22 protein-coding genes and 1 pseudogene are annotated in these 22,602 nt (G+C 56.0%); 15 read left to right on the top strand and 8 right to left on the bottom strand.

Annotated elements, in window-relative coordinates:
* From BLR97_RS13495 to BLR97_RS13480, 4 genes are all read right to left on the bottom strand, one after another.
* Positions 1-233 (bottom strand): helix-turn-helix domain-containing protein (locus BLR97_RS13495; protein WP_139172950.1); only part of this gene is annotated, 233 nt, incomplete at its 3' end.
* A gap of 84 nt (positions 234-317) precedes the next feature.
* On the bottom strand, positions 318-800 hold the full coding sequence (locus tag BLR97_RS13490; protein ID WP_089707047.1) for a Tar ligand binding domain-containing protein: 483 nt from the start codon (positions 798-800) through the stop codon (positions 318-320).
* 492 nt (positions 801-1,292) lie between these two features.
* Positions 1,293-4,340: an efflux RND transporter permease subunit gene (locus tag BLR97_RS13485; RefSeq protein ID WP_089707046.1), complete on the bottom strand. Its 3,048-nt coding sequence runs from the start codon at positions 4,338-4,340 to the stop codon at positions 1,293-1,295.
* 1 nt (position 4,341) lies between these two features.
* Complete coding sequence (locus BLR97_RS13480) at positions 4,342-5,436, bottom strand: efflux RND transporter periplasmic adaptor subunit (protein ID WP_089707045.1); 1,095 nt, start codon at positions 5,434-5,436, stop codon at positions 4,342-4,344.
* 185 nt (positions 5,437-5,621) lie between these two features.
* Between BLR97_RS13480 and BLR97_RS13475 the strand changes: the two genes are divergently transcribed.
* From BLR97_RS13475 to BLR97_RS13420, 12 genes and pseudogenes are all read left to right on the top strand, one after another.
* Complete coding sequence (locus BLR97_RS13475; RefSeq protein ID WP_089707044.1) at positions 5,622-6,251, top strand: TetR family transcriptional regulator; 630 nt, start codon at positions 5,622-5,624, stop codon at positions 6,249-6,251.
* Between the two features lie 70 nt (positions 6,252-6,321).
* A pseudogene (locus tag BLR97_RS13470) lies at positions 6,322-6,570 on the top strand (cytosine permease); the annotation flags it as partial.
* A 188-nt stretch (positions 6,571-6,758) separates the two neighbouring features.
* Positions 6,759-7,643 (top strand): LysR family transcriptional regulator, encoded by an 885-nt coding sequence (locus BLR97_RS13465; protein WP_089707043.1) that lies wholly within the window; start codon positions 6,759-6,761, stop codon positions 7,641-7,643.
* A 268-nt stretch (positions 7,644-7,911) separates the two neighbouring features.
* The gene (locus BLR97_RS13460) at positions 7,912-9,066 is read left to right on the top strand and encodes an ABC transporter substrate-binding protein (protein WP_089707042.1); all 1,155 of its coding nucleotides are present in this window, start codon (positions 7,912-7,914) and stop codon (positions 9,064-9,066) included.
* A gap of 57 nt (positions 9,067-9,123) precedes the next feature.
* On the top strand, positions 9,124-10,206 hold the full coding sequence (locus tag BLR97_RS13455; protein WP_244511309.1) for an ABC transporter ATP-binding protein: 1,083 nt from the start codon (positions 9,124-9,126) through the stop codon (positions 10,204-10,206).
* A complete protein-coding gene (locus tag BLR97_RS13450) occupies positions 10,203-11,150 on the top strand; it encodes an ABC transporter permease (RefSeq protein ID WP_089707041.1) in 948 nt (315 codons plus the stop codon). Before BLR97_RS13455 ends, BLR97_RS13450 begins: the two co-directional genes overlap by 4 nt.
* The gene (locus BLR97_RS13445) at positions 11,140-11,952 is read left to right on the top strand and encodes an ABC transporter permease (protein ID WP_089707040.1); all 813 of its coding nucleotides are present in this window, start codon (positions 11,140-11,142) and stop codon (positions 11,950-11,952) included. Before BLR97_RS13450 ends, BLR97_RS13445 begins: the two co-directional genes overlap by 11 nt.
* Before the next feature lie 29 nt (positions 11,953-11,981).
* The gene (locus BLR97_RS13440; protein ID WP_340147941.1) at positions 11,982-13,457 is read left to right on the top strand and encodes a gamma-aminobutyraldehyde dehydrogenase; all 1,476 of its coding nucleotides are present in this window, start codon (positions 11,982-11,984) and stop codon (positions 13,455-13,457) included.
* Between the two features lie 203 nt (positions 13,458-13,660).
* Positions 13,661-13,897, top strand: a complete 237-nt coding sequence (locus BLR97_RS20195) for an MFS transporter (protein WP_211605148.1) — start codon at positions 13,661-13,663, stop codon at positions 13,895-13,897.
* A 108-nt stretch (positions 13,898-14,005) separates the two neighbouring features.
* The gene (gene codB, locus BLR97_RS13430) at positions 14,006-15,271 is read left to right on the top strand and encodes a cytosine permease (protein WP_089707038.1); all 1,266 of its coding nucleotides are present in this window, start codon (positions 14,006-14,008) and stop codon (positions 15,269-15,271) included.
* Positions 15,272-15,288: 17 nt separating this feature from the next.
* Positions 15,289-16,542, top strand: coding sequence for a cytosine deaminase (codA, locus tag BLR97_RS13425; protein WP_089707037.1), 1,254 nt, complete (start codon positions 15,289-15,291; stop codon positions 16,540-16,542).
* 50 nt (positions 16,543-16,592) lie between these two features.
* Positions 16,593-17,147 carry a YbaK/EbsC family protein gene (locus BLR97_RS13420; RefSeq protein WP_244511308.1) on the top strand — a complete coding sequence of 185 codons (555 nt, stop codon included), beginning with the start codon at positions 16,593-16,595 and terminating at the stop codon, positions 17,145-17,147.
* 39 nt (positions 17,148-17,186) lie between these two features.
* On the opposite strand, the gene BLR97_RS20190 is transcribed toward BLR97_RS13420, so the two are convergent.
* From BLR97_RS20190 to BLR97_RS13405, 3 genes are all read right to left on the bottom strand, one after another.
* Positions 17,187-17,642: a LysE family translocator gene (locus BLR97_RS20190; protein ID WP_211605144.1), complete on the bottom strand. Its 456-nt coding sequence runs from the start codon at positions 17,640-17,642 to the stop codon at positions 17,187-17,189.
* Positions 17,643-17,873: 231 nt separating this feature from the next.
* The gene (locus BLR97_RS13410; RefSeq protein WP_089707036.1) at positions 17,874-18,329 is read right to left on the bottom strand and encodes a rhodanese-like domain-containing protein; all 456 of its coding nucleotides are present in this window, start codon (positions 18,327-18,329) and stop codon (positions 17,874-17,876) included.
* A 10-nt stretch (positions 18,330-18,339) separates the two neighbouring features.
* Entirely contained in the window at positions 18,340-18,789 is a 450-nt protein-coding gene (locus BLR97_RS13405; RefSeq protein WP_089707035.1) for a GNAT family N-acetyltransferase, read from the bottom strand.
* A 92-nt stretch (positions 18,790-18,881) separates the two neighbouring features.
* Here BLR97_RS13405 and pdxR point away from each other — a divergent pair, with 92 nt between their 5' ends.
* The 3 genes from pdxR (at position 18,882) to BLR97_RS13390 (ending at position 21,869) form a co-directional block, all read left to right on the top strand.
* Entirely contained in the window at positions 18,882-20,372 is a 1,491-nt protein-coding gene (gene pdxR, locus BLR97_RS13400; RefSeq protein WP_089707034.1) for a MocR-like pyridoxine biosynthesis transcription factor PdxR, read from the top strand.
* 188 nt (positions 20,373-20,560) lie between these two features.
* Positions 20,561-21,244, top strand: coding sequence for a phosphatidylcholine synthase (pcsA, locus tag BLR97_RS13395; RefSeq protein ID WP_422821925.1), 684 nt, complete (start codon positions 20,561-20,563; stop codon positions 21,242-21,244).
* A 10-nt stretch (positions 21,245-21,254) separates the two neighbouring features.
* The gene (locus tag BLR97_RS13390) at positions 21,255-21,869 is read left to right on the top strand and encodes a DNA-3-methyladenine glycosylase I (protein ID WP_089707032.1); all 615 of its coding nucleotides are present in this window, start codon (positions 21,255-21,257) and stop codon (positions 21,867-21,869) included.
* 82 nt (positions 21,870-21,951) lie between these two features.
* On the opposite strand, the gene BLR97_RS13385 is transcribed toward BLR97_RS13390, so the two are convergent.
* Positions 21,952-22,503, bottom strand: a complete 552-nt coding sequence (locus BLR97_RS13385; RefSeq protein ID WP_089707031.1) for a fasciclin domain-containing protein — start codon at positions 22,501-22,503, stop codon at positions 21,952-21,954.
* Positions 22,504-22,602 lie beyond the last annotated feature (99 nt).

The raw sequence follows: 22,602 nt of genomic DNA, 5'->3' as shown, positions 1-22,602 counted from the left end.
ATCAGGCTTGGCAGGCGCTTCGTCACTTTCCAGGCGCTGCGTCGGCGCTGATCACTTCTCGATTGCGCCTGCTCGGGCGCATAGCCAGTCGTAAGCCCATTGCGCTTTATCTCCCGGCTAATGGTGCTGCTGTGCACCCCAATAGCCTTGGCTATTTGTCGCTGGCTGATGCCGGTCTCAAGATAAGCAAAAATTTGGTATCGTTGGGCTTGGGTCAGCTGTCGGTATCCCATGCTCTGCTTCACTTTGGTCGGTAAAGTCGAGAGGGTACCGGCGCTGGCCCTCCTTCCTCTACTGTGTGATCCAAAGTGCTGCGGTTATTCTATGAATCCAGGATCACTGGCTACGTCCCTCGCATTGTTAAACTCAACTTCATCGTCCGTCTCTAACGACTCCTCTAGCGGTATAAGCCCCTGCTGTACCAAGCTTTCATAGTTTGCCATCACCGTTTCCGCAAGCGCTGACTCGGGGCTGGTTGCTTGAAACTCTGCAAAGTAATCTTGCGCAACCTGTTGAGCGGTTTGCGCCTGGCTTAAGTATTCTTGAGCTGAACGGTCATTACCTTTTTCCGCTTCTTCGAAACTACTGACATAAAAAAGCTGCGCATAGGCAATGGATCGCTGGCTTCGGCTGAGTGCCAAGGTTCGATCACCTGTAAGGTCAAACTGTTGAAGCGAAGTGCTGCCCTCTTCGCCCGCCCGATAACCAAGAAACGCAATAATTATTATTAACAATGAAAAAATGACTAAAACAAGGGTTAACCCCATTTTGACTGAGATATTACTAAGTACACGGTTCATAGTGCGGAATGCCTCCAGGCTACATCCATTAGCTACTGGTAATTTATGTAATCTAGCTAGAAACAGACTAGCGACTTTAGATTACTTAAACTTACCGATATTTTTTAGAGCAAGGTATGTATCGGCCTGAAATGAATAGACTTTAGTCTGAGGTAAAAAAATTATTTTCATTAATTATGCTAATGAAAAATAATCCTTATATAAATTAAAAGCTTATAAAAAATACCTATGTGAAAAATGATAAAAACCCCAAAACTTAACATGAGTTATCGTCTTAAATGATTTTTCTGAATTGTATTCTGATCATAACCCTCCAATTTCTGCCCGATCACTCATTCCTTAAGCGTAGGAAACGTTCTTGGATGTCTAATAGGGAGAGTGATTAGGTGCAGTGAATCTTGGCGGGCAAGGAGCAGTATCGAGCCTGCGATGATCATCACCGCCGTGGCTTGGTTAAGCCACGGCGGTGATGAAAGAGGTAATCTCGGGGGGTTATTTATCCGCGTGAATCTTAATCCGGTAGAGTACGCAGTAAACCACCGGCAACACCACCAGGGTTAACAGGGTGGCGACGCCAAGGCCACCGATCAGCGCGACCGCCATGCTGGCGAAGAAGGCATCGCTGATCAGCGGGATCATGCCCAGCATGGTGGTCAAGGCGGCCATGGCGACCGGGCGAACGCGGCTGACGGCCGCTCGCACCACCGCGTGGTAACGGTCCTGATGCAGCGGCAGCTGTACGTTGATTTCCTCCACCAGCACGATGGCGTTCTTGATTACCATCCCGATCAAGCTCAGCGTGCCGAGCAGCGCCATGAACGAGAACGGCAAGCCGGTCAGCAGCAGCGCGCCCACCACGCCGATAATCGTCAGCGGCACCAGCGACCAGATGGCCAGCGGCTGGCGGAAGTTGTTGAACAGCACCACGGTGATAATAAACATCATCACCAGCCCCAGCGGCAGCGAGGAGAACAATCCACTTTGCGCCTCGCCAGCGGTTTCATACTCGCCGCCCCACTCCAACCGGTACCCCGGTGGTAGATCCAACGCTTCCACCTCCGGACGGATCTCGGCCAGTACGCTCGCCGCCGTTACGCCGCTTAACGGGTGCGGTTCGCCATATACCGCCAGCATACGTTCCCGGTTACGGCGCTTGATCAGCGGGTCAGCCACCTGGGTCGTGATATCGTTGATCACCTGGTCAGCGGTAATATAGCGCCCCAGTTCCTGGCTCCATACGTTGAGCGAGCCAAGGTTATCCGCGTCGTGGCGCTGCTCGGGGATCGCCCGCGCCACCATGGGAATCAAATCGCTGCCATCCCGATAAACGCCCACCTGACTGCCGCTGGTACTCAAGGCGAGTGTGGCGGCCAGGTCTTCGCGGGTGACGCCCAGCCGCCGCGCAGTGTCTTCCATAAATATCGGCTCAATCACCTGCACGCGGTTACGCCAGCTAGTGCGCACGCTGGTCATGTGCGGCGTAGCGCGGAACATGGCTTCAACCTTGTCGCCCAACTGGCGCAGCACCTCGGGGTCGCTACCGTAAAAGCGCGCCTCCAACTTGGCTTTGGGTGCGGGACCGACTTCCAGCGGGGCGATTTTATAGTCGATATCGCTGTGGTCGCGCTCCAGCTCTTTCTCCACCTCGGCCATGCGTGCACGCTGAGTGGCTTTATCATCGGTTTCGACTATCAGTTGCGCATAGCTGGCGTAGCGGTCTTCGGGCGAATAGGTCAGGGTAAAGCGCTGCGCGCCTCCGCCCACCGTGGTGGTCAAATGGCGAACACCTTCCATCTGCATGACGGTGTCTTCCAACTCGCTAATCCGGCGCTGGGTTTCGAGAATATCCGTGCCTTCCGGCGTGCGGTAATCGACAAAAAAGATCGGTGTGTTCGACGCAGGGAAGAAGGCATTTTTAACCGAGCCAAAGCCGACCACTGCGCTCGCTAATATCGCCGCGACCAGCAAAAGCGTGACCCAGCGCCAACGAATGCCGGTAATAATGACGCGGCTAAAAGCGCGGTACACGATGCCTTTATAGGGGTCATCCTGACCATCACCGGGGGCGACGTTGCGGAAAAACAGCTTGAAGTAGAAGGGGGTGAGCGTCAGCGCAGTAATCCAGCTCAGCAGCAACGAGTAGAGCAGCACAAAAAACAGCGAGCCGATAAACTCACCGGTGGTATCCGGCGATAGACCAATGGGCGCAAAGGCCGCAATCGCAATCAGCGTGGCCGCCAGCAACGGCCAGGCGTTTTGGCGGATCACCTGGTGGGCCGAGTCGCGAATCGTGTTGCCGCGTTTTAAGCCCACCAGCATGCCTTCGGTCACCACAATGGCGTTATCCACCAGCATGCCGAGGGCGATGATGAGCGCCCCCAGCGAGATTTTTTCCAGTTGCAGGCCGTGGATACGCATTAGCATAAAGGTGCCGATGATGGTGATCAGCAGGATAAAGCCCATCAACAGGCCGCTGCGCCAGCCCATGAACAGCATCAGCACCACAATCACGATGGCCACCGCCTGTATCAAGCTGACCAAAAAGCCCGATACCGCTTCATCGACCACCTGAGGCTGGTCGTAGACCACGTTCAGTTCCATGCCCAGCGGCGTGCGAGTTTCCAGCTCCGCCAAGCGCTGTTGCAGCCGTTCACCAACCTCGACCACGTTAACGCCGCTTTCAAAGGAGATGCCCAGCGAGATCGCTGGTCTGCCCATATCGCGGTACAGCTGCTGGGGTTGCTCCGCCAGTTCGCGGCTTATATCGGCAATATCGCTGAGCCGCACTAACTCGCCATCGCCTTCGCTGACAATCAGCGCGCGCAGATCATCAATATTCGCCGCGCTGCCGGTAGGCGTAATGCGAAAGCGACGACCATCCTGTTTAAGGTGCCCTGAGTCGGCCACCGCATTTTGCGTGTCGAGCAGCTGTTGCAACCGGGTAAGCGGAATATTCAGCGCGCGCAGCCGTTCGCGGTCTACCTCGATATAAATGCGTTCTGGGTGCTCGCCGCCCAGCGACACCTTCTCGACACCTTCGACCAGCGCCAACTCACGCTTGAGGAAATCAGCATGGTCGGCCAGGTCGGGCATGGAGTAGCCTTCGCCGGTCAGGTTGACCATGAAGCCAAACACATCGCCGAAATCGTCGTTAATGCGCGACTGCCTGGCCCCCGGGGGGAGCGCTGCCTGGGCATCCTCGACCTTGCGGCGCAGCGAATCCCATAGCTGCTCCAGCTCTTCGTTTTGCACCGTGCTTTCAAGCTCGACGGTAATCTGCGAGAGGCCGTCGGAGCTCACCGAGCTGACGCGTTTGATCGACGACATCTCCTGGATCGACTCTTCCAGTGTCGAGGTGACTTCCTGCTCCACCTCCTCCGGCGTCGCGCCAGGGTATTGGGTGGTGATCAGGGCGTTACGGATGGTGAACTCGGGGAACTCCAACTGCCCCATGCCCAGAAACGCCAGCGCGCCGCCCGCGAGCAGCACCACCGTCATTAAATAGCTGGCCGCCCGGTGACGTAAGAAGTAGTCGACCATATTAAAGCCCCTGCTCTTTTACCCACGGGGTGACTTGGGTGTCTGCGGTTAGGCGGTGAGCACCGGCGGCCACGATACGATCTCCCGCTGACAGGTCACCGCTGACCTGCAGACCGTTTGAGGTTAGTGGCCCAACGTCTACCGGCACTGCCTCAAGGTGGTCTGTATCGTCATAGCGCCATACCTGGGCCTGGTCAGGGTCATCGCCGGCGTAGCTCACCGCCTCTGGTGGGAGGTGCCATGCTGGCTGAGTCGCATCGGATTGCAACGCACTCAAATCCAGGCGCACATTGGCGCTCATGCCATCGAGTAGCGTGATGTCATCGGGTTGGGGAAGCGTCAGCGTGATTTCGTAGGCCAGGCTCTGCGCGCTGGCTTGAGTGGTGTAAGACGCAAGTTGGGCAAGGTAGGGGGTATTGCTTCCGCCAAAGCGCACTTCAAACGCCAAGGCGTCGCCGAAGGGCTTGCCGTTGTTGCGCGGCATGCGCTGAACGATCTGCTCGGGCAGGTGAAACACCACGTCTAACTGCCCCGGTTGCTGGATAACCGCGACGGTTTGCTGCACTTGGACAATCTGGCGGTTATCCACCGGCACCTGGGCAATCACACCGTCGTAGGGCGCGCGAAGCTGCGTATGGGTGACCTGCTCTTGGGCTTGCTCAAAAGTGGCGCGGGCCGCCCGCCACTCACTCTCTGCCTCATCAAACCGGGCTTGACTCACCGCCCCGCGCTCCAGTGTATAGCGCATGCGCTCTAACATCGCCTTGGCTAACTCTAAGCGTGAACGGGCGCTATCTAGTTCGCTTTGCGCATTGCGGTCATCAATACGCGCAATCACCTCACCCTCGCTTACCCGTTGGCCGGGGCTGACGTTGAGTTCGAGTAATTCACCCCCCATGCGAAACGACAAATTGCTGCGCGTAGTGGCTTCCACCCGCGCCGGGAACTGCCGCAGCGCCGACGCATTCGCCGCTTCCAGGGTCATCAATTTGACCGGTCGTGCCGAATCGTCGGGCGCTGCCGGGGGTTGCTCACAGCCAACGAGCCATAACAAGGCGATAAGGCCCGGCAGCACACGGATAAAGGTAACTGGCACGAAGAGCTCCTTGCGGGGGTTCAGCGTTGTATCAAAAAATGCTTAAGCGCATTGAGTTGAAATGAGTCAACCGACACTTTCACTGACATACATGAATGTCAGTTACAGTGTAGAATAATCACCCAACGGCGACTTTGCCAGCCATAAATGCCAGAATCCGTATAATTTCAAGGTAAGGAATCGCTATGTCTCGTCGTAAGGCCGATGCCGAACGCACCCGAGAAACGATACTCGACGCCGCAGAGTCCACCTTTCTCGCCCAGGGCGTTTCGCGCACCACGTTAGCGCATATTGCCCAGGCAGCGGGGGTTACCCGCGGCGCGATCTATTGGCATTTTGAAGATAAAGCCGCCTTGTTCGATGCGCTGCTTGAACGGGTGCGACTCCCGCTGGATGAGATTGTCGATGACGCCGCACTTCGCCTCGGCGCAACGCCGATCGACTGCTTGCGTGAGATCGCTCAGCGCTCGCTGGCAGGCATCTGCCACGACCTACCGCTTCAGCGAGCCGCCACCATCGTGCTGCACCGCTGCGAAAAACTCGAAGACGACCACCCCAAAATCTGCATGATCACGCGGCTTTCCGAGCACGCTGAAGCCCAAGTAGAGCAGCTATTTGAACAGATCCAACTCGCCGACAACTTGCGTGCCGACCTCACTCCTGCCAGCGCTCGCCGTCAGTTTCATGGCTTTTTGATTGGTGTCTGCTTTGATTGGCTACAGGATCCCCAGCAATATTCATTGGCGGATGAATACAACGGCGTTGTCGAAACGTTAATACGCGGATTAATCGTCGACAGCCCTTTAAACCACTAAATAATCACTTGGCACGAGGTTTGCCTATATTAAGAGAATAGAGGAGACACTCATCCATTAGGAGCCTGCCATGAACCCCTCTGATTATCCGCTCAGTGAAGTCCCCTTCAGCGCCCGCAAGGGCCTACTGTCCACGTCTGCCGTCCTACTGGGCTTTACGTTTTTTACCGCCACCATGTGGGCAGGGGGCACCCTGGGTCAGGCCTTCTCGATAGGCCAACTGTTGTGGATTATCGTCATCGGCAACCTGCTGCTGGGGGCTTACGCGGCGGCACTGGCCTATATCGCCTGTCAAAGCGGTCTCACCTCGGTGCTGATGGCCATTGTTCTGATGGATCATTATTTGCGGCATCGGGGCAAAATGGGGATGTTTCGGTCGCTAAGCCCATCATTGGCCAGCTCTGATTTCGTTTTAGTTCGGAGTAACGTCGTTGACATTGGCAAGCGGCTGGTCGGCTAAGAGAAAACAGCGCCAGTGAACGGCACGATTCGGAAAAGGCCTGTGACATGAGCTTCTCATTTCGGCAATTGCGCTATTTCGTGGCGGTTTCGGAGGTCGGCTCGATTTCCGGCGCCGCCAGGGATTTGTCCGTGTCCCAGTCAACGGTCACCGAAGCAATCAAGGACTTGGAGGCAGACCTGGGGGTGGTGCTTCTGGAGCGTCATGCCCGGGGCATGGGGCTCACTCACAAGGGTCATGCCTTTCTCCGCCATGCAAATCGGATTCTGGCGGAGGTCAGCTACGCCAGGGGCGTTTTTGAAGATCAGGTTCAGGTCTCCGGCACGCTCAATGTCGGAGTAACTTCCATTGTTGCCGGTTACGCCCTGCCGGATTTGCTGGCCCGTTATCGGCGGGCTTTTGGTGCCACCGCGGTGCGAGTAGTGGAGGACGCGCCCGAATACCTGGAACATTACCTGCTCAGTGGTGAACTGGACGTGGCTATCTTGATCCTTTCGGCCCTGTCTGAGCGCGGTGCCCTCAATACCGCGGTGATGGAAACCTCGCCTTTTCGTGCTTGGCTGCCCAATGGGCACCGGCTGTCGGGTTCCGCTGCGGTTTCCCGGGAAGCTCTGCTGGAAGAACGCTTTATTCTCCTCAATACCGATGAGATCCGTCTTGCCACTGCTGACTTATGGACGGCCGCCAGCCACAAGACGGGGATGGCCATGCGCACCTCCTCCGTGGAAGCGGTGCGCAGCCTGGTGGCTACCGGGGCCGGAGTGTCGGTGCTACCTGATCTGGTCTACCGACCCTGGTCCCTGGAGGGAGACCGCATTGATGGTGTTGCGCTGGCCGAGCCGCTGCCGCCGGTAGAAGTGGGGTTGGCCTGGCGCCGTGGTGCCGCGGTCAGCGAGCCGGCGCGGGCATTTATCGACCTGGCCCTGGAGTAGCCGCCGCTGCAGCACCGTTAAGACACCTGTCCGGGCGATGTGTCACGCCGCTTCCCCAGACTCATCGGATTCCCCGCGATTACTCTCCCTGCCTTGGCTCTGTTATTCGCTGAATTTCTTCTCCTCCCATAATATCGGAAATACCGATATATGTTTTCTGTTTTTATATGTGGCGATATGAGGGTCTCTACCTATAATCAAAAAATTACATGTTGCATGGCATTAGAAGGGCCGATAGCGGCCAGATATTCTGAGCAGGAGAATAATCATGAGAAATGCTTGCACTTCCCTGGTGACGGCTGCCTTTATGGTGACAACGATGACAGCAGCGGCCGATATGAAAAAGTCTGTTGGTTCTGGTGAAGGTCAGGTCAATATTGTGGCCTGGCCGGGTTACATCGAACGGGGCCAGACAGACGAAAACTATGACTGGGTGACTGGTTTTGAGCAGGAGACCGGCTGCAAGGTGCAGGTCAAGACCGCAAGTACCTCGGACGAGATGGTTGCACTGATGAACGAGGGTGGTTTTGACCTGGTCACCGCCTCCGGGGATGCCTCCCTGCGCATCATCATGGGTGAACGTGTTCAGCCCATCAACATCGATCTGATACCCAGTTGGGACACCATCGATGAGCGCCTGAAGGAATCTCCCTGGCACACCTTGGATGGTGCCCACTACGGAGTGCCTTATCAGTGGGGCGCCAATGTACTGATGTACAACACCGAGACTTTCAAGGACAAGCCACCCACAAGTTGGCGCGTGGTATTTGAAGAAATGACACTGCCGGATGGCACATCCAACGTAGGCCGGGTACAGGCGTTCGATGGTGCTATCTACATTGCCGATGCCGCTCTGTATCTGAAGTATCATCAGCCTGAGTTGGGTATCGACGACCCCTATGAGCTCAACCCGGAGCAGTACAAGGCGGCACTCGATCTGCTAAGAGAGCAACGTAAACTCGTGGGCCGCTACTGGCATGATGCTTTTGTGCAGATTGATGACTTCACCAACGAGGGCGTGATCGCCTCCTCCGCCTGGCCCTTCCAGGCAAACATCCTCAAGGCTCAGGGTGAGCCCGTGGCCACGGTGATCCCGAAAGAGGGCGCCACTGGCTGGGCCGACACCACCATGATGCACGCCGAAGCTGCCAACCCCAACTGCGCCTACATGTGGATGGAGCATTCCCTGAACCCGAAACTGCAGGGGGATCTGGCGTCCTGGTTCGGCTCAGTGCCTGTGGTTCTGGAAGCTTGCAAAGACAACGAGTTGCTGGGCGAGAACGGTTGCGAGAACAACGGCCTGCAGAACTTTGACCGTATTAGCTTCTGGCGTACTCCTGTCTCCAACTGCAGTGACCCTGCCGGCTGTGTCCCTTACTACCGCTGGGTGACGGATTACATTGCTATTCTCGGCGGCCGCTAGAAAACAGAGCCCAGCCTCCCGGCAGCACCGCTGTGGTGCCGGCACAGGGAGTTCATTATGCAACAGAATACGGTGTTGATCGCCATGCCAGAAAATGCCCGCCAAGTGTCATCAAGCCAAGAGGCATCGTTTCCAGCCGCAGTTAGTCTGGCAAGTGTTAGCCGGCACTTTGATGCGGTCAAGGCAGTGGATCAGGTGGATCTGACCGTTCATGAAGGGGAGTTCTTCGGAATGCTGGGACCGTCTGGCTCCGGCAAGACTACCTGTCTGCGGCTGGTGGCAGGCTTCGAACAGCCTACCGCCGGACACATTGCCATTTTCGGGGAGCAGGTGGACGGGATTCCCCCCTATCGCCGTTCGGTCAATACAGTGTTTCAGGATTACGCTCTGTTTCCCCATATGAATGTTGTGGACAACGTTGCCTACGGTCTGATGATTCGTGGTGTCGGCAAAAAGGAACGCCGTCGCCAAGCGGAAGAGACACTTGAACTGGTGCGGCTGTCGGAATTCGTCGATCGGGAACCAGGCCAGCTGTCCGGGGGGCAGCGCCAGCGTGTTGCCCTGGCCCGGGCGTTGATCAACCGCCCCAAGGTGCTGTTGCTGGATGAGCCCCTGGGGGCCCTGGATTTGAAACTGCGGGAGCAGATGCAAGTTGAACTCAAGTCCCTGCAACGGGAGCTGGGAATTACCTTCGTGTTTGTCACTCATGATCAGAGTGAGGCCCTTTCCATGAGTGACCGGGTGGCAGTGTTCAATCAGGGTAGGGTGGTACAGGTGGGAACTCCCGTGGATATCTATGAGCGTCCCGAGACCCGCTTTGTTGCTGATTTCGTGGGCTCCTCGAATATCCTGGAGCCGGCTTTCTGTGAGCGCATTGGCGCGCCCTCCGGACTTTGGAGCCTGCGTCCCGAGAAGATACGTCTTGCGCCAGAGGGCCTTTCGGATGAAGCGGGCACCATTGATGTAACGGGCGAAGTGCGCCACGTGCAGTATCAGGGTGCCACCCGCCGCTGTGTTCTCGCGGTCAAGGACACCGAACTGGCCTTGGCGATGCCGGCTGTGGGCGTCGAGCCCGTGGTGGGCAGGACGGCACATGTTCGCTGGCGTCTGGATGACATGCACGGGATGAAGCAGGTATGAACACCCGGGATGCGAGCGTAACCCCGGCTCGCGGCGGGGTTTGGGGGCGTCTGTCGGATCTGTTCTATCGCCGCCCGGCGATTCTGCTAGCGCTGTTGCTGGGCCCGCCCTTGTTCTGGATCGGAGTGGTGTACGTGGGCTCGCTGCTGGCCCTGCTGGTGCAGAGCTTCTATTCCATCGACGAGTTTTCCGGGCGGATCGTCAGGGAGTTCACCTTCAAAACCTATCTGGAGCTGCTGCGGCCATCGAACCTGGACATTGTGCTGCGCACTGTGCTGATGGCGGCGACAGTGACGGTGACTTCCGCCATAATCGCTTTCCCCATAGCCTACTATGCTGCCCGCTATGCCCGGGGCTGGGTGAAGGCACTGTTCTTTATTGCGGTGATGCTGCCGCTGTGGTCCAGCTATCTGGTGCGGGTGTACGCCTGGAAACTGATCCTGGCCAACGAGGGAGTCCTCAACTGGGGTGTCAGTAAGGTTGGTCTCAGTCCACTGATCGAGGCGCTGTTGTCGCTGCCGGTCATTGGTGGGCCGTCGCTAGCCTTCAGTTATATTGGCACCTTTCTGGTATTCCTGTATCTATGGCTACCATTCATGATCCTGCCGATACAGGCAGCACTGGAGCGGGTACCCGTTTCCATGCTGGATGCCTCCAGTGACCTGGGCGCCCGTCCCGGTCAGACCTTCCGCAAGATTATTTTCCCGCTTGCGCTTCCGGGCATTGTTGCCGGCTCCATTTTCACCTTCTCACTGACGCTGGGGGACTACATTGCACCCCAGATCGTCGGATCGTCACGCCTGTTCATCGGTCAGGCGGTGTATGTGCACCAGGGCACGGCGGGCAACCTGCCCATGGCCGCAGCCTTCTCCATGGTGCCTATCGTGGTGATGGCCATCTATCTTTGGATTGCCAAACGTATGGGGGCCTTTAATGCGCTTTAACCGTTCCGGTGCACCCCGGCGCCTGAAACTAGCGGCGATCGCAGGTCTGCTATTTCTGCACCTGCCACTGTTGCTGATTTTTCTCTATGCTTTCACCACGGAAGAAAAAAGCTATCAGTTTCCGCCCCCAGGCTACACCCTGAAATGGTTCTCCGTGGCGTGGGAGCGCCAGGATATCTGGGATGCTTTCATGCTGTCCCTTAAGATCGCCTGCATTGCCACCGGCGCGGCTATTGTACTGGGAACCCTGGCCGCGGCCGCCGTTGCTCGTACCCGTTTCTTCGGACGGGAAGTTCTATCACTGCTGATAATCCTGCCTATTGCACTGCCGGGCGTGGTGACTGGCATTGCCCTGCGTTCGGCCTTCGATATTGCCAGTATTCCTTTCTCTTTCTGGACCATAGTGCTGGGGCACGCCACCTTCTGCGTGGTAGTGGTCTACAACAATGCCGTGGCGCGCCTGCGGCGAACCTCGTCATCCTTGCTGGAGGCGTCTCTGGATCTGGGCGCCAACAGCTTCCAGACGTTTCGCCACGTATTGCTGCCCAATCTGGCAACCGCACTGCTGGCAGGAGGCATGCTCGCCTTTGCTCTGTCCTTTGACGAGGTCATTGTCACCACTTTCACTGCCGGTCAGCAGGAAACCCTGCCCATCTGGATGCTCAGCGAACTGGTGCGCCCAAGGCAACGGCCGGTCACCAACGTGGTGGCAGTATTTGTAGTTATTATAACCTTTCTACCCATTCTGATGGCCTACTACTTCACTCGCGGCAGCGAAACCATCGCTGGCCAAGGCAAGTAGGACGGGGCGGAGACAACGACGAGGAAACCATGATGTCCAATACAACTGGTCAGTTCCGGGGACAGTCTCCCCAAGATATCCGGATGCTCATCGGCAACTCGCTGGTGCACGGAGTCGGTCCCGAGGAACCCATACTCAATCCGCGCACCGGCACCAGAATCCTAGGACTGCAGGAGGCCACCGACGAGCAGGTACACCAGGCTGTGACTGCTGCCCGCAAGGCGTTTCCGGGTTGGTCCAGAAGCACCCCGGGCGAACGTTCCACTCTGCTGCTGCGGCTGGCGGACCGGATTGAGCAGATGAGTGAGGAATTTGCCGCACTCGAGGCCCTCAACTGCGGCAAGCCTTACCACATCGTGCTGGCAGAGGAAATTCCGGCGGTGGTGGATTGCCTGCGTTACTTCGCCGGGGCCGCGCGATGCCTGCAGGGCAGCGCGGCCGGTGAGTACATGGAAGGTCATACCTCCATGATCCGCCGCGAGGCCATAGGGGTGGTGGGATCCATCGCGCCCTGGAACTATCCATTGATGATGGCGGCGTGGAAGATCAGCCCCGCCCTGGCCGCCGGCAACACGGTGGTACTCAAGCCCTCGGAGCAGACCCCGCTGACTTCCCTTCTGCTGGCCCGGGTGGCCGCTGAAGAGCTGCCTCCGGGAGTGTTGAATATTGTGCTGGGGCGGGGGGAAAGCGTGGGCAATGCCCTGGTAACCCACCCCGAGGTGGACATGGTGTCATTGACCGGGGATATTGCCACCGGCAAGAAGATTCTCACGAACGCCGCGAAGAGCGTAAAGCGGACTCACCTCGAGCTGGGAGGTAAGGCCCCCGTCATTGTCTATGACGATGCTGACCTCGATGCGGTAATCGAGGGCGTGCGTACCTTTGGTTACTTCAATGCCGGCCAGGACTGCACCGCCGCCTGCCGGGTCTACGCCGGCGCCGGCATCTACGATCGTCTGGTAGCGGAGCTGACTGACGCCGCTGCCAGCATCGCCTACAATCGCAGCAATGATGACGAAAACGAGATTCCGCCGCTGATTTCTCAACGCCAACGGGAACGCGTGGCAAGTTTTGTGGAGCGGGCGGCGGAGCAGCCTCATATGGAAGTCACCACCGGCGGTGGCAATGGCAAGCCAGAGGGGTCGGGATTCTACTACCGGCCCACAGTCATTGCCGGCGCCCGCCAGAACGATGAAATTGTGCGGCGTGAGGTTTTCGGCCCTGTGGTCTCGGTGACCCGCTTTGATGAGTCCGATGATGTGGTGGCTTGGGCCAACAACTCGGAATACGGGTTGGCCTCATCCATCTGGACCAATGACGTCAGCCGCGCCATGGATGTGTCGTCACGATTGCGCTATGGCTGTACCTGGGTTAACTGCCATTTTATGCTGGTTAACGAAATGCCTCATGGAGGTATGAAGCAATCCGGCTACGGTAAGGACATGTCCATGTACTCACTAGAAGACTACACTACTGTGCGCCATGTGATGATAAAGTACGCCTGACAACACCACCCATTGCATGGAAGTTGGTTACTCCTAGGGTCTAACGGCTGGAGTAAGCCCTCCGGGGGAAGTAGGGCCTTTTAAAATTGGCCATGAATCATCCCTGTAGGGCTTGATAACGCCGCCTCTGGCGCTCCATGTTTTTGTGCGCCCTGCCCAACGCCTGACGCCATGGCTTTTCGATAGTCTGAAAGAGGCTTGCCATTTACTTTCGACTTTTCAATCTCTATTTCTGGTTATTCGCTCTCCTTGGCGGTTTTTTGCCTTATTGCCCCCTGTATCTCGAAGGACAGGGATTTTCCTACCTGCAAATTACCACGTTAATGGCGACCATTCAGGTGACCAAGATCGTTGCGCCAAATGTCTGGGGCTGGCTCGGCGACTGGATCCCAAGCAATATTCATTGGCGGATGGATACAACGGCGTTGTCGAAACGTTAATACGCGGATTAATCGTCGACAGCCCTTTAAACCACTAAATAATCACTTGGCACGAGGTTTGCCTATATTAAGAGAATAGAGGAAACACTCATCCATTAGGAGCCTGCCATGAACCCCTCTGATTATCCGCTCAGTGAAGTCCCTGCCAGGGCCCGCAAGGGCCTGCTTTCCACGTCTGCCGTTCTGCTGGGCTTTACGTTTTTTACTGCCACCATGTGGGCAGGGGGCACCCTGGGGCAGGCCTTCTCGATTGGCCAACTGCTGTGGATTATCGTCATCGGCAACCTGCTGCTGGGGGCTTACGCAGCAGCGCTCGCCTATATCGCCTGTCAAAGCGGTCTCACCTCGGTGCTGATGGGGCGTTTCTGCTTTGGCGAGAAAGGCAGCAAGCTGTCCGATTTTATTCTCGGTTTTACCCAGATTGGCTGGTACGCCTGGGGCACCGCCACCGTCGCCCTGGTGTTGGTGCGCACCACTGGGATGCCGGAATGGCTGGAAATCCCCTTAATGGTGCTATTTGGGTTCGGTTTTTGCGTAACCGCCATGATTGGCTACAAGGGCATGGACTGGCTGTCGCGCTTTGCCGTCCCGGTCATGATGCTGTTTATCGTCATCAGCCTGTTTACCGGTCTGGTCGATGTGCGCGGGTTTGCCGGGCTAAGCCAACAAACGCCTACGGAAAGCATGAGCGTGGCGGCGGCGATTACCGTAATTATCGGCACCTTTATTAGCGGCGGCACCCAAGCGACCAACTGGAGCCGCTTCGCTAAAACACCCAAAATTGCTGTGGTTGCAACATTAGCGGCGTTTTTTGTGGGTAACGGCCTGATGGTGCTCACCGGGGCGCTGGGCACCATGATTTATCAACAGGCAGATATCGTCGATGTGCTCATCGCCCAAGGATTTGTCACCATCGCCGTGCTAATGCTGTTTCTGAATATTTGGACCACCCAAGACAACACCATCTATAACTTCGCCGTGGCGGGCTGTAATTTGCTGCGCACCGAAAAGCGCCGTTTGGTGACGGTAGGCGGTGCAGCCATTGGCACCGTGCTGGCGGTATGCGGCATGTACAACCTACTGATTCCTTTCTTAGTGTTACTGGGCACCTTTATTCCGCCCATGGGCGGGGTGATCATGGCGGACTTCTGGCTCAAACATAAAGGCCGCTACCCCGCGCTGGACTCCGCGGCACTCCCTGACTTTAATCGCCGTGGGTTAGCCGCCTATGCATTAGGCGCCGGGGCGGCCTACTTTTCACCGTTATTGCCCCCGCTGGTGGGTGTTGCGGTGGCGGCAGCCAGCTACGGCGTGCTACTGCGCGTCAAGCACGCTACGCTTGGCGATACGCTTCCTTCCCCCGCTAAACAATAAGTGAGCCCCTTTTTTATATGAGCATGCAGATCATAAACGCCCGTTTGCGCCAATCCCCAGAGCTTTACCGCGTCGAGATAGACAGCGGCACGTTCAGCGCGATTACCGCCCAGGACGCCCCGCAAACCGCAAGCGAAGGACAAATCGACGCGGGGGGCAAATTACTCTGCGCGCCGTTTGTTGAGCCGCATATTCATTTGGACGCGGCACTGACGGCAGGGGATCCCAACTGGAATCAGAGCGGCACACTGTTTGAAGGCATCGAACGCTGGGGCGAGCGCAAGCCCATGCTTACCGAAGCGGATATTCGCGAGCGTGCGCTGAAAACGCTTAATTTGCTGATCGGTAACGGCGTTCAGTTTGTGCGCACCCATGCGGATACCAGCGATCCTAGCCTGGTGGGGATCAAAACGCTGTGCGCCCTGCGCGATGAACTGAAAGATAAGATCGACATCCAGGTCGTCGCCTTTCCGCAAGACGGCCTGCTCTCCTACCCCGGCGGTGACAAACTGTTGGAAGAAGCGCTGGAGATCGGCGCCGATGTGGTCGGCGGCATCCCCCACTTTGAATACACCCGCGAGCTGGGCGTGGCCTCCATGGAGAGGGTAATAGAACTGGCGATCAAGTACGACCGCTTGGTGGACGTACACTGCGACGAAATCGACGACCCCAACTCGCGGTTTCTTGAAGTTCTGGCTTATGAAGCACTGCGTCACGACTTGGGTAGCCGCGTGACCGCCAGCCATACCACCGCCATGCACTCCTACAATAACGCCTACTGCTCCAAGCTGTTTCTGTTGCTTAAACGCTCGGGCATCAACTTTGTCTCCTGCCCGACCGAAAGCATCCACCTGCAAGGTCGCTTCGACAGCTACCCCAAACGCCGCGGCGTGACCCGCGTGAAAGAGCTCAACGACGCAGGCATCAACGTGTGTTTGGCCGAAGATTCCATCGTCGACCCCTGGTACTCGCTGGGTAACGGCAAGCTGCTGCGCACGCTAGATTTTGGCCTGCATATCTGCCATATGATGGGCTATCAGGACTTCAGCCAGGCACTTTCGCTGATTACTGATAACAGCGCCCGCACGCTCAATATTGAGGAGCACTACGGCATTGAGGTGGGCAAACCCGCCAGCTTCAACCTGCTGGACGGCGAGGACGATTACAGCGTGTTGCGCACCCAGGGCGACGTACTACTCTCGGTACGCCACGGCGAGATCATCATGCAGCTCGAACCCGCCAGGATCACCACGCCCCCGTGGCTTGGCTAATGTTCAAGTCCACGTTAGGTTAGTTATTTCGCCGACTTAAAGGAGCCACGATGAGCGTCGAGACCGTTCGCCAGTTTTTTGCCGAGCATGCACCGGATGTGACCATCGAGGAGCTTGAAGCCAGCACCGCCACGGTGCAGCTCGCCGCCGACGCCCACGGCGTAGAACCTGGTCAAATTGCCAAAACCCTGGCGTTTCGAGTGGGTGAAAAGCCGCTGCTGATTGTCGCTAGCGGCAACGCGCGTATCGATAACCGCAAGATTCGCGAGACCTTTGGTGGCAAAGCCAAAATGCTCGACGCCGAGACGGTGATGGAACTCACCAGTCACCCGGTGGGCGGGGTTTGTCCGTTTGGCCTCGCCACCGACCTGCCGGTGTACTGCGATGAATCGCTCCACGCCTTTGACGAAGTGCTCCCCGCCGCCGGCTCGCCCAATAGCGCCGTGCGCCTAAGCCCCAAGCGACTGGCCGAGCTGGTCAATGGCCAGTGGGTGGATGTGTGCAAGCTGCCGGAGAGTGATTACTTACTCTGCTCTCAAGCCAACGCAAAACATTTAGAGACATCAATTGAGCAGTACCATTCTGGGCAGGAAAAGCCACGTTAACTATTTGAAACTACACTCCAACACTGTCACTTAAAGTTATTAAATAATATGATAAATATTCTGCATTGCAAATAAAACCAAGAACAAAGACAACCCCCTATCTATTGAAACCCTGTAACGATTAAACACACCTCTAACCAATGAACTACCGAACAACAAAGCAACCAGAAAATACCAAATGAACTCTAAGCTACTGCAAACAACCACAATGAAAATTTGCTCAAAAATAGAACGAGGAACCGCAAGAAAACCGGAGTAAATGCTTACCATAAACGCTATGGTTTTCATGTTAAATAAATTCGTCAAAACACCGACGCGATACGAATTAAAAAATTTAAAGGAATCTTTCTCAGACACCCGAGCCTCTCCGTCCGTTGACCTTTCATCCTCAAGAGTTCCCTTAAATATAACGCATGCTATAAATATCAAATAACCAGCGCCTAAGACCACAGATACATTAGTAAAATACGGAAAAGCGCGAAGAACACTAGCCAAGCCTAATAACTAGATTACCGAGAAGAAAATACTGACAGTACAAATACCTAAAGTGACTGCAAAACCGTACTTAACGTTTCCCAAAGAAGAATAACGGCTAACCAACACAAAATTAGGGCCTGGACTAATCACAGCCAACAAATAGATAAAAGATGCATAAATCATTGAAATGCGGATTCCAAATTCACTTTTCCCAACATAGAAAAGTCTATTTTAAATAATTTTAATTACCTAACACCCACATTTCGCCGGCTCTGTATTGACTAAACTTCCTCGTTGCTCACCTGCTTGGATGGGATGCTGGTCACGACGCCAAAAATCCAACCCGCCCAACAGCTCTTTTGCCTGAAGCCCTGCACTTGCCAGCTTCCACGCGCCTTTGGTAGAGCCGTTACAGCCAATACCATCGCAGTAAGTGATATAAACATGGGTATTATCCAGCTCTGCCAAGCGCTCTGGTGTCATTTCCTTATGCGGCAAGCTGATCGCCCCTGGAATATGCCCGGCACAGTAGTGCTCAAAGCTGCGTGTATCGATCACCACAATAGCTGCAATACCATTAGCCAAATCCTGCGCCACGTCCCAGGCATCCGTGTGGTAGCAAAGCTTGTCATACATTGCCGCGGCCATGGCGGCGGGCTTCGCGGGAGGAAATGCCAGCACCGCAGATTGATCATCGTTAGTCATCGCTTGCCCCTTATTTGATATCGAGTAAATAGCCGTAAAAAGCGGTGTTACGCTGCCAGCCCAATGACTCATAAAGGTGCTGGGCGCGCTCGTTCTCTACTTGCGTCATTAATATCAAACGTGCCACACCATGCTCTTGAGCCAGTTGTGTAGCGGCTTCCATTAATGCCCTTCCGGTGCCTTTATCACGACAATCGGGCAGCACAAAGAGGTCATTCAGCGTCCAGCGGGCATTTAAGCCCACCGTGGAAACCCCAGGGTAGAGCTGTACAAAACCGGTGAGCGCTCCTCCACTGTTTTCGCTAACCAGAATAAATGAATCTCCGAGCCCCATGCGCTGATCTAAAAAATCACGCGCCGCGTCTATATCACTCGGTTGTTTATAAAACTGACGATAGCCATCGAGTAAACCACTGAGTGGTTCCAGGTCATTGAGTACCGCCGAACGAATGTTAACCATAACGATTGCTCCAACTGGGTGGTGATTCAACACAGATTGCCGCTATAGTGGTCTACGATAAAGAGCCAATTAACGCTAATTTGAGGGAACCAGTGAAACGACATGATGCGGCTGGCGACTGGATTGCGGAGGCGCTAGCGCTAAGGCTAAACCCGCACGAAGCGGCTACGCTGGTTCAGCAGCTGTACCGCTCGCTAAAGGAGTGGATCCAACACGGTGAGTTGACGGCTGACGATGCGCTTCCTTCTTCCCGCTACTTGGCCCGCACTTTGGGCATTAGTCGTAACACGGTACTGGCTGCCATGGATCGGCTACTCGCGGAGGGATTGCTGGTTGCCCGACAGGGAGCAGGGCTCTACGTGGCGGCGCTACCCACGCTGTTAACCAGGGAAGCGCTTCCACCCCCGCCGCCCGTTCGCTACTCAAACCGTGGCAACAAACTATTAACGCTAAGCGGAACGTTAAGCCACGGTCATCGCGCCTTTGCGCCTGGCGTCCCTGCGCTCGACCTGTTTCCCCGCGAGCAGTGGCAGCGGCTGTTACGGCGACACTATTATCAGGCGGAACTGTCATGGATGGATTATCAAACCAGCGGTGGGCTACCTGCACTCAAAGCGGCCCTTTGTGACTATCTGCGGCTTTCCCGAGCGGTGCGTTGCCGGCCAGAGCAGATCGTCATCACCCAAGGCGCCCAGCAAGCGTTTGAACTGATTACCCAGCTCTTCACCGATCATGGGGATTCGGTTTGGATGGAGGAGCCGGGATACGGCGGCGCCCAGGCCTGCTTTCTGGCGTCAGGTTTAGCGGTCACGCCCATACCCGTCGACCAACAAGGACTCAACCAGTCGCTCGCCCCGGAGGATGCGCCAGCACCTCGGCTAATTTACGTTACACCCTCTCACCAGTATCCCAGTGGCGTTACCATGCCAGTGCCCCGGCGACTGGCGTTACTTGAGCATGCGTCTCGCACTGGCAGTTGGATCATTGAAGACGATTACGACAGTGAATTTCGTTACGACACGCCACCAACGCCCTCGCTCCAGGGCCTCGATGAACAGGCATCGGTTATTTATGTAGGCACCTTCAGTAAAGTGCTCTATCCCGGCTTACGCCTGGGCTATCTGGTCGTGCCTGAAGCGCTTGCCGAAGACGTCAGACTGGCCCACGCACGCCTGCACCGAGAGGGTAACTACCCTGTACAGTCGGCCCTCGCCGAATTCATTGCCAACGGGCACTTTACTCGCCACATCGCCCGGATGCGGGCCGCTTACCGCCAGCGCCAAGCCTGCTTGCGAGCAGTATTAGCGCCTGCAGTGGCCGCAGGGCTTCGGCTTTCTGACGGCCATGCGGGCATGCACCTGTTAGCCGAACTCGACACCATCGAAGAAGAAAACATGCTTGTAAGACGCGCCGAGGAACAAGGTATTACGCTTTCGCCACTTTCCCGCTATTACCTCGCCGAGAACAGGCGCCCTGGTTTAGTGCTCGGCTATGCGGGCTCAACGGAAAGCGAGCTTACCAATGCCGGTGCATGGCTTAGCGATGCTTACATGGCCCTAAAGCAATCGGTGACCATTACCTAGCAGTGCATGACAGCAAATGTCGCCCTCCATCAATAGATGGCCTGCCGCGTATTCTCCGAGTACCTTCCTGTAGTAGGGTAATGCTCTTTACGCACGCATCTTTCTATCAACCAGCAAGGGGACAACGCGTTCCCGATGGGGTCAACGTGGTTCAACCGTTCTCTTCGCAAACAGAATCCCGCGCTTCGATAGGTAAGGCTTGGGGCGTGCATGCCTTTACGGCCATTGGCGTTCTGCTCGGCACGATGGCGATGCTCGCCCTGGTCGACAATAATCCGGTTGGCTGTCTTCTCTGGCTAGGCGCGGCGATGCTGGTCGATGGTTTCGATGGCACCCTGGCCCGCAAGTTCGACGTCAAGACCGTGCTGCCCCATTTCGATGGCTCAACCCTCGACATGGTCATCGATTACCTTACCTGGGCCTTTATCCCGGCGCTTTTCATCTACTTCTTCATTGAGCTGCCGCCCAACCTCGGGCTTTTGACAGTGTTCATCATTCTGCTGTCATCGATGTTCTGTTTCTGCAACGTCAATATGAAAAGCCAGGATAACTTCTTTGTCGGCTTTCCTGCCGCCTGGAACGTCGTTGCGGTCTATGTCTATATCCTTGATCTGCCGCCCTGGTTCACGTTTGCCGTGATTGTCTTGCTGGCCGCCCTCACCGTGACACGGATGAAGTTTCTTCACCCGTTCCGGGTGCGCCTGTTCATGCCGCTCAATATCGCCGTGACGCTTGCGTGGTTCGTCTGTGCCACGTCACTGGTACTCTCCACCCCAGAGCACGCGGCCTGGGCACTATGGGGCTGGGGCGTCACCTCTGTGTACTTCGTCGGTATCTGCCTGTGGCGTACCGCGAAAGAATGGTTCGATTGACAGGTCACTGATGGCTAACGACTTTATCGCCCCCGACGGATACCCCCGCTGCCAGTGGTGCGGCGGCGCGCCGGAATTGCTGCCCTATCACGATAATGAGTGGGGGTTTCCGGTAGCGGATGACCAGCGGCTGTTCGAGAAGCTATGCCTGGAGAGTTTTCAGTCGGGCTTGAGCTGGCGCACCATTCTTAACAAACGCGAAAACTTTCGCGCTGCCTTCCACCACTTCGACTTTCATCAAGTCGCCCGCTTTGGCGACGATGATGTGCAACGCTTGCTGCAAGACGCAGGTATTATTCGCCATCGCGGCAAGATCGAAGCAACGATTAATAATGCCAAGCGAGCCCAAGAAATGGTCGAGCAGGAAGGCTCTCTGGCTGCGTTCTTCTGGCGCTACGAGCCTCCCTCCGATGCACTCGCTGCGCCACAAACCCAGACCACCTCGCCTGAATCCATTGCCCTGGCAAACGCACTAAAAAAACGCGGCTGGAAATTCGTTGGCCCAACTACCGTTTTTGCGTTTATGCAGGCAATGGGGCTGGTTAACGATCATGCCGAAGTGTGCGTCATTCGCGACAAAGCAGCTCGCGCCCGAGAAGGTTTTTTACGGCCAACTGGTCAGTAAAAAACCACCGCCTGGCAAGCCAAGCGGTGGTTAAACGTCACCTCAAACGAATAACGGTGATTATTCGATGTGAGTTGAACCGTTAGGGCATTAACACGCTATCGATGACGTGGATCACGCCGTTCGCCTGCGCTACATCCACGACGGTCATGTTGGCGCCGTTTCCTTGGGCATCCATGACCATCAGGTTATTTCCATTGCGTGTGACGGTAAGATACTCGCCTTGAACGGTCTGGAGCGCGACGGCGCCATCTTTCTCCATCACTTTTTCCCACAACGCGTCCCGGTTCATGTTGCCGGGTACCACGTGGTAAGTCAGGACTGTCTGTAACTGCTCTTGGTTTTCAGGCTCAAGAAGCGTATCGACGGTGCCATCAGGAAGTTTTGCAAAGGCATCATCAGTCGGCGCGAATACGGTAAAAGGACCTTCGCCTTGCAACACCTCAACCAATTCAGCCGCCTGCACGGCAGCTACCAGGGTTTCATGGTCACCTGAATTAACAGCATTTTCGATAATATTCCGCTCAGGAAGCATGTTGGCGCCGCCTACCGTGGTAGGGCCATGATCGGCAACAGCAACACCGCTAAAGAGGGCAGCAGCACAAAGGCCAGCAGTAAGAAGTTTGAGTTTCATTGGGGCATCTCCAGGTTGTCAGTAAAAGAGCTCAACAATGCAAGCTCACTAACACTTACGCGGCTGATGCCCAGGTGGATGCAAACTTTTCAAAAAAAT

It is taken from the genome of Vreelandella arcis (genome assembly GCF_900103865.1).
Lineage (GTDB): Bacteria > Pseudomonadota > Gammaproteobacteria > Pseudomonadales > Halomonadaceae > Vreelandella > Vreelandella arcis.
Note: the sequence above shows the minus strand (reverse complement) of the source record. Positions and strands in the feature narration are given on the sequence as shown.

Coding starts and splice junctions, on each gene's coding strand:
- BLR97_RS13445 (WP_089707040.1), top strand. CDS start 11,140: ATGCGCTTTAACCGTTCCGGTGCACCCCGGCGCCTGAAACTAGCGGCG.
- BLR97_RS13460 (WP_089707042.1), top strand. CDS start 7,912: ATGAGAAATGCTTGCACTTCCCTGGTGACGGCTGCCTTTATGGTGACA.
- codA (WP_089707037.1), top strand. CDS start 15,289: ATGAGCATGCAGATCATAAACGCCCGTTTGCGCCAATCCCCAGAGCTT.
- BLR97_RS13455 (WP_244511309.1), top strand. CDS start 9,124: ATGCAACAGAATACGGTGTTGATCGCCATGCCAGAAAATGCCCGCCAA.
- BLR97_RS13420 (WP_244511308.1), top strand. CDS start 16,593: ATGAGCGTCGAGACCGTTCGCCAGTTTTTTGCCGAGCATGCACCGGAT.
- BLR97_RS13475 (WP_089707044.1), top strand. CDS start 5,622: ATGTCTCGTCGTAAGGCCGATGCCGAACGCACCCGAGAAACGATACTC.
- BLR97_RS13450 (WP_089707041.1), top strand. CDS start 10,203: ATGAACACCCGGGATGCGAGCGTAACCCCGGCTCGCGGCGGGGTTTGG.
- BLR97_RS13485 (WP_089707046.1), bottom strand. CDS start 4,340: ATGGTCGACTACTTCTTACGTCACCGGGCGGCCAGCTATTTAATGACG.
- codB (WP_089707038.1), top strand. CDS start 14,006: ATGAACCCCTCTGATTATCCGCTCAGTGAAGTCCCTGCCAGGGCCCGC.
- BLR97_RS13390 (WP_089707032.1), top strand. CDS start 21,255: ATGGCTAACGACTTTATCGCCCCCGACGGATACCCCCGCTGCCAGTGG.
- BLR97_RS13405 (WP_089707035.1), bottom strand. CDS start 18,789: ATGGTTAACATTCGTTCGGCGGTACTCAATGACCTGGAACCACTCAGT.
- BLR97_RS13465 (WP_089707043.1), top strand. CDS start 6,759: ATGAGCTTCTCATTTCGGCAATTGCGCTATTTCGTGGCGGTTTCGGAG.
- BLR97_RS13385 (WP_089707031.1), bottom strand. CDS start 22,503: ATGAAACTCAAACTTCTTACTGCTGGCCTTTGTGCTGCTGCCCTCTTT.
- BLR97_RS13490 (WP_089707047.1), bottom strand. CDS start 800: ATGAACCGTGTACTTAGTAATATCTCAGTCAAAATGGGGTTAACCCTT.
- BLR97_RS13410 (WP_089707036.1), bottom strand. CDS start 18,329: ATGACTAACGATGATCAATCTGCGGTGCTGGCATTTCCTCCCGCGAAG.
- BLR97_RS13440 (WP_340147941.1), top strand. CDS start 11,982: ATGATGTCCAATACAACTGGTCAGTTCCGGGGACAGTCTCCCCAAGAT.